Annotated in this window: 5 protein-coding genes; 1 reads left to right on the forward strand and 4 read right to left on the reverse strand. The window is 68.3% G+C overall.

The features are described 5' to 3' along the window. The first annotated feature begins 195 nt into the window (after positions 1-195). Positions 196-828, forward strand: coding sequence for a class I SAM-dependent methyltransferase (locus tag AB0N07_RS49200; protein WP_365847277.1), 633 nt, complete (start codon positions 196-198; stop codon positions 826-828). A 23-nt stretch (positions 829-851) separates the two neighbouring features. On the opposite strand, the gene AB0N07_RS49205 is transcribed toward AB0N07_RS49200, so the two are convergent. The 4 genes from AB0N07_RS49205 to AB0N07_RS49220 are packed head-to-tail and all read right to left on the reverse strand — an operon-like array spanning position 852 to position 6,695. Beyond that, positions 852-1,313: a hypothetical protein gene (locus tag AB0N07_RS49205; protein WP_365847269.1), complete on the reverse strand. Its 462-nt coding sequence runs from the start codon at positions 1,311-1,313 to the stop codon at positions 852-854. Continuing rightward, complete coding sequence (locus AB0N07_RS49210; protein WP_365847271.1) at positions 1,310-3,511, reverse strand: site-specific integrase; 2,202 nt, start codon at positions 3,509-3,511, stop codon at positions 1,310-1,312. Before AB0N07_RS49210 ends, AB0N07_RS49205 begins: the two co-directional genes overlap by 4 nt. Then, complete coding sequence (locus AB0N07_RS49215; protein ID WP_365847273.1) at positions 3,508-5,223, reverse strand: hypothetical protein; 1,716 nt, start codon at positions 5,221-5,223, stop codon at positions 3,508-3,510. Before AB0N07_RS49215 ends, AB0N07_RS49210 begins: the two co-directional genes overlap by 4 nt. Beyond that, a complete protein-coding gene (locus AB0N07_RS49220; protein ID WP_365847275.1) occupies positions 5,223-6,695 on the reverse strand; it encodes a site-specific integrase in 1,473 nt (490 codons plus the stop codon). Before AB0N07_RS49220 ends, AB0N07_RS49215 begins: the two co-directional genes overlap by 1 nt. Positions 6,696-6,806: the final 111 nt, after the last annotated feature.

The following is a 6,806-nucleotide window of genomic DNA, read 5'->3' on the forward strand; positions in this document are numbered from 1 at the left end:
GTGCCTTGTGTCCGCAGAGGCCGTGTGCGGATGACTTCGTGTGGTCATTGAGCAGGTCCGCTGTCGGAACCGCGTTCGCGACGGTGACAGCGGCGCGTGTTGTATTCCGGCTCCGCCGGTGTGATGCAGTTCACTGCCTGGATCTTGGTGGTGGAACTGCCGGGCCATGCGCGTCCGCTGTGGCAGGGTCGGACCATGCCCTTTGATCACAACGACCACTATCACCGTCTGCTGTTGCGCCAGGTGCCGCCGAATTGCGGTGCGGCCCTGGACGTCGGCTGTGGGACCGGCCGGTTCGCTCGTCGGCTCGCTCACCTGGGCATAGAGGTCGATGCGATCGACCCGTCGGAGGAGGCCATCTCGGAGGCCCGCGCGCTGTCGGAGCGGATAGCCGGTGACCCGGGCCCCCGCTTCCAGCACGCGAACGTCACCGAAGTCGAACTGCCCAAGGCTCACTACGACTTCATCTCGTGCCTCGCCAGCATCCATCACATGCCGTTCGACACCGTCGCCGCACTGCGGGACGCACTCGCGCCCGGCGGCGTCCTCGTGATCTTGGGCTGCTATCCGGAGAAAACCCGGCTCGACTGGGCCTGGAGCCTGGCGGCCGTGCCCGTCAACGCTGTCGCCAGGCTGACCGCCGCCATGAAGGACAGGCTTCGCCCTGCCGCCGCTGCGACCGGTCGAGAACAGGTGAAAGCACCGGTGAGACAGCCGACCGTTCCCCTGCCTCAGATCCGTCGGGAGGCCGCGGTCCTGCTGCCTGGATGCAGCATCCGCAGGCTCCTCTTCTGGCGCTATCTGCTCGTCTTTCGCAACAGCGGCTGACGGGACCACTGCCCGCGCCCCCCTCAACTGCAGGTCCCGATCACCGTGGTTCGTGGTGCTGGGAGGCGGCTGACGCGGCTTGTTCCGGCGGCTGCCTCGCGGAGCCGGACGATCTCCTCGTGCTGTGCGGCGAGCCGGGCCAGGGTCTGGGTGCGGAAGTCCGTGAGCTCGGTGATCGTCTGCTCCGATTGGGTCAGCCGTTCCCTGAGCTTGGCGTTCTCCGCCTTGAGACGGGTGATCTGGGCCTCACGAGGGTCGGGGATATCGCCGGCCTGCTGCAGGGCTTGGAGGCGTCGCTCGAACTCGGTGCGGAGGTAGGCGTAGGGACGGGTGCCGTAGAACGCGGTGCGGTCGACGCCCGCTTCGCGGGCGAGGGTCTTGATGTCGCATTTTCCGCCGGGCGGGATCTCTCCGCGGAGGAGTCGGTCCATGGCGGCTCGGATGCGGTTCTCGTTCTCGGTCCGCTGGGCTGCGGAGATTCTCATGCGGATGCCTCGTTCATCGTGCTGGCGGCGTCGATTTCGGCGACGACGCGGAGGGCCCGGTCGTGGTCGGCTTGGAGCCGGGTGCGTTCGGTCTTGCGCGTCGCGCCGAGCTGGCCGATGAACGTCTCGGTGCGTTCGGCGTGCTCGGTCCAGACGGGGCGGTGGCAGGGGTGGTGGGTGGCCTGCGGGCAGCGGGCCGAGTCACACATTCCGATCAGCGGCCGGTCCGCGGTGGGGGTGCCCGCGAGTTTGAGGCAGAGCGCCCGGGAGGGGTCGGTGAACCAGCAGTAGTTCGCCGGTCCGAGGTGCAGAGTCTTGGCTCGCTTGGTCAGCAGGTTGAGGATGTCACGGTCGTTGCGCTGGACTTTCGGTGCTGCGGGCGAGGACGTATCGACCCGGGCGTCGATGCTGGCGAAGAACTCCGTGAGGCTGCGGGCGCCAGGACCGGCGGGCAGGACACCCTGCTGGTAATTTCGGAACTCCTCCAGAACCAGTTGGAGGTTGCGTTCGCTCTCGTGCTTGTTGACCTCGGCCAGAAGTTCGGCCTGAGCCCCGCCAGGACGCGAGGCATAGCCCTCCGTTGTGGCCACGGCGATATGTTTCATGTGGATCTTGGTGGCCAGGACGCCGCCGGGCCGGTAGGCCATCTCCAGAGACAAGGTCCGCCGCAGCATCCGCAGGTTGACTGGTCCCGCCGGGATCGACGCCAGGCCAAGTCGCTTCCCGATCTCGGAGTTGACCCAGTTCTTGAACCACTTGAAGCGGACGTTGAAGGAGAACCGGCCGATCAGCAAGGCGCCTTCTGCCGAGACATCGTGCAGTTGCTCAAGGAGCTCGATCGCTCGATAGACCGGCTCGATGACGACCCACTCATCGTGGGTGCCGCCCAGCGGCTGCCCTTTGACGATCTTGCTTGCGATCCGGTAGCGGGTCAGGCCCGGGACGGACTCTTCGGGCGGGCGCCGGCAGCCGATGCGCAATTCCATCAGCTCACTCGCGCGCATGCCTGAGATGGCGGCAGCGGTGATGATCGCGGCGGTGCGGACGATGCCGACCAGGGCGACGGCCTGGAGCCGGGACAGCGGCAGAGTCCAGGGCAGTGACGCTGTTCCGTCGGCCGTGGGGACCAGGTCGGCTTCGCGGCCGAACGGTCTCTCGACGCCGACCTGGGCCAGGGCGTCTTCCAGTATCGGCCGCATGGTGGGCAGCCATGGATGGCAGAACTGGCTCAGCCCGGCCCGGCGGGCGAGGGTGCCCATGGCCACCGGGAGAAGGGGATCGTCCTCGGCCCAGCCCTGTTCGAGGCGTTTCGAGATGTAATGATCCTCCAGCATGGGCAGGGCTGTGCACGTTCGCGTGTACTCGGCGAGGATTTCGCTGAGTTCCCGGACCGGGACACGGTTCTTGGGGCCGACGCGGCGGAGTCCTTGGGCTCGCCGTACCGAGTGAACGTCGGAGTCGCGGATCTTGTGTGCCAGATCGACGGAGTGCGGGCCCAGCGTGGACACCAGGTAGAGGGCGGCCGCGAGCATCGGCTGCATGATCTCGTCCGCGACGGGTTGGGTCTTGTTCTCCTCTCGGCCGCTGGGCATCTCCGCGACGGCGGAGGCGGTGGCACCGCCCCAGGGCCGCAGCTCGGCGGAAACGCGGTCGGCGGTGAACAGGTCGCGGTAGTTCACCAGGTCGACGACGACCTGAGCGGCCGATCTCCTGGTCGCATGGCTGTTCTCGCCGATCACGGCTCCGTCCTCGTCGAGCACGTAGCGGCGGTGAGCCAGGTATGCCTCGCAGTCCCGAGTGGTGATCTGCTGCAGGCTGCTGGTCGCCCGGTCGCTCAGCCAGCTGAAGAAGCGGACGAGTTCGTCGAGACGACCGCGACAACTGGTGACATGGAGCGGGTTGCGGAAGGCGCGGGGCAATGGGGCGACCGTCTGGTGGCGTGGTGCGAGCATCGCCAGGACCAGTTCCTTGGCCACCAGTCGCCAACGCGAGTCCGCGATCAGGGTGAAGTCGAAGCGCCGCAGCGAGGGGCTCAGCTGGGTCGGCAGTCCGATGACGTGGGTGAAGTCCCAGATGTCGTCCTCGAACGCGGGGCGAGCGGCATCGCCGGGTAGCGTCAGACCCGCTTCGGCGCAGATATCGGCGCCCGCAAAGACGGCCGAGCGTCCGTCGAATGCGGGAGCGAGTGCGGTGCTCATGCCGTCATCTCCTCGGGCCGCAGGGGAAGTTCGTCGTCCCGGTCAGTGACGTGGGCGGCGGCCGCAGTGACCACGGCCGGATCGAAGCGGTCCAGGACCTGCTGGATGCGGGTGGCGTAGGGGCCGAAGACCGCCATGAAGTGGGCAGCGGGCATCTGCTGCCACTGCCGGCTGAAGAACGCCTTCAGCCGCAGCAGGCTGACCGCATGCCGTGGTGCGAACACCGCCAGGGGACACAACAGGCAGACCCAGGGGCGAGCCGGACAGGGCTTGCCCTTCGGGCCGTGCAGTCCGGACAGCTGATCGCCGCAGGCAGCAGTGAACACATCCCGTTGCCCGCCGACGAGTTCGGCGATCACGTCGTCGTCCAGTGCAAGGTCCGCCACCAGCTGCGGGTAGCCCTCGGCCAGGGCGGCGGCCTCTTCTTCGGTAATCACCGTCGGCGGATGAGACCTGCGCAGCAGGTCATGCTGGGCGTCTTCGATCACGGCCTCGACCGCGCGGTGCTGGGCGGGGGTCGTGGCCGTCAGGTAGTGGTCGCCTTCGACGGCGGGGGTGTGGTTCGGGTCGATGGTGGCCCGGCCGCTGCCGGTCCACGTGCTCTTGTCCCGCATCGCCTCGTGCGTGGTGCGGATCCGGGACCGGTGGATCTTCAGGGGCTGCCCGTCGTCCCCGACCAGCTGGTGCCGCTTCACCCACCGCTGGATGGCGACGCGGTCGAACTGCCTCACCCGGCGGTCACCGCCGGCCCGGCTCAGTCCCAACCACAGTTTGCGGCCCTCGTCCGGCGGAACGAAGCTCCGCAACAGCGTGGAGTGGGCCAGCCACTGCTCCAGCAAGCGCACGGCCCTGCGCGGCAGATTCAGGCTCTCGGCCGCGGTGCGGCCCTTGACGTAGGAGAGCAGGATCGTGGAGTCCCCGGCCCAGTCGACGTCCTGCGTGACCAGGTCCTCGATGCCGTCCGGCACGATGCCGGAGTAGATGCCGAACAACAGCCGGTAGGCGATGAGTACTTCCAGGTGCGGGAACAGGGCCTGCGTCGCGTCGTGGAAACCGCCGCGGCGGTGGACCAAAGCGGCCGAGATGCCGACGTTGCGGCCGAACTCGGAAATGCTCACCGGTCCGACGGTGGCCAGCAGCCAGCGAATGTTCTGGGGAGTCCATCCGCCCTCGGCGGGATGCTGTCCGTGAGCGACAGCGGTCAGGGCCTGCCGGTGGGCCGCGTACGACTCCTCGACGAGCAGTCGACAGAGGTCGCCCAGCCGCTGCCACTCGGTCTCCGAGTAGGGAGGCAGGGCGTGGTGGTTCGGCTGAACGTTGAAGTTCCGTCCGGCCGCGAGTTCCAGCACCCCGTCCGCCAGCGAGCCGTTGGCCTGGCCGAACGCCTCTACCATCGCGCGGGTGCACGCCTCCCGGCCGCCCGAGCATCCCATCAAATACTCGGCCAGCCTGCCCCGTCTGAGCTGGTCAAGGCCACCGGTGAAGCCCTGCTCAGCCAGGGTCCGCACCATGCCCCGGATCGCCTGGGCGTAATGGTTGACCGTGCCGGCGGAATCCGCGGTGCCGTGCGGGTGGATCAGGTCCACCAGGCCGGTGGCCAGCTGCTGGGCCAGCAACGGGTTCGGCAAGCCGTCCAGCGAGAAGGCCGCGCGGCTGCCGTCGCTGAACACGCAGGTGATTCCCAAGGGCTGGTCGATCAGCATGGTCGGCATCAGAAAGCCCCGTCCTCGATGCCGACGGTGAACTCGGCGGCGGCTTCCCGTTCGGCGGCCGCGTTGTCGGTCAGTCCAGCCGCGGCGCCCGCCCCCTCGTATGCCTCTCGGAAGATGCGAGTGGTGTCCAGGCGCCGGAGATACTTTTCCGTGGTGAGGACAGTGGTATGGCCGAGCAAATCGCGGAGCACCAGCAGTGGGTCGGCCTTGCTGAGGTAGAAAACCAGGGCGGCATCGGCATCGGTGTCCCGCACCAGCTTGGCGGCCTGCCGGTAGTGCCCGGTGACCAGGTATTCCAGGGTCCTCATCGAGAAGGTGTGGCGGCATCGGTGGGGCCAGACGTGCGGAAACCGCGGTTCGAAGCGGGCCCGGATCCGGTCCGAGGTCCGCTCGAAGACCGTCGCCCACGCAGTGAACGGACCGCCGCCGTTCTTCACCGCCAGCAGGCACGAACCGCCCTCCGGCGCGACGAGCCGACGGCGTTCTGCCGGGGTCAGCGATGCCCAGGGCCGCCGGATGCCGTTGATCAGCCCGCCCCTCGCATCGGGCTCGGTCACCATCAACGGCTCACCCCACCGTGGCGGCGGCCGCCACCAGGTGCCCTCCGCGGTGGCAGCCCGGTCCAGCTCCACGTAGCCGTGCACCGTGGCGAGGGCCTCGTAGGAGACCCAGGTGGTGCGGAACTTCTTGCCCTTGGTGATCCCGGCCGGCACCGGGAACGGGATCGGCACCACGGTCGGTTCGGGCGGCAGCGCAGGGATCTCCCACGGCAGCAGGTAGGTGAACTCCTGCAGCCGCAGCCCGGTGGCCAGCGCGAGGTCCCCGACGGCCGCATTGCGGGTCATCTCTCGGCCGTGAAAGCCGGTGTCCTGCGAGCCGTCCGGGGCCAGCCCGCGCAGGCCCTTGCGGAACAGCTCGGTGAAGTCCGGCTCCAGGTACTTGATCGTCACGTGCGGCTTCGGGGTGCGGCGGACCGCCAGGTTCACCTTCACCTCCCGGCCGGTGCCCGCGAACAGGGCCCGCGCGGCGCGGTAGGTGAACGGCTCCGCCGTCGCATATCCCTCGTTGATCGCCCACCGGTAGAACAACGACAGGATGCTCATGTGCTGGCCCCACGTCGTCGCCGCGAACCGGGTCTTCAACGGGCCCGCCGCCCGGTGCTCCGCGTACCGGCTCAACCCAGCCTTCAGCCGTACCCGCGAGTCGAACAGCCCCACCCCGTGCACGGCCAGGAACTCCACCCACTCCTTGGCCACCCGCGCGTAGTTCTCCCACGAGCTCGGCGCCGGCGCCCCGCTGACCGGGAGCTCACGCAACCACCGGTTCACCACCGCCGCCGGACGCAGCGCAGCCGGACCGTCCTCGAAGCACAGGTCGTCGTCGACGAGCACGGGCATCCCCTCGGGGATCAACGGCCGATGCTCGACATCCCAGGACTCCCAGCCCCGGGACGAGAAGAAACTCAAGATCATGAGCGCTGACAGTAGAAACACCACACGGCTCAGCGCAAAGCCCAAACGCCCAGACCACCGGCCCAGTTGGAGCCAATCGCCACACGGAAACTAAGCGAAGACAATGTGCCG

The organism is Streptomyces sp. NPDC051172 (assembly GCF_040682555.1).
Lineage (GTDB): Bacteria > Actinomycetota > Actinomycetes > Streptomycetales > Streptomycetaceae > Streptomyces.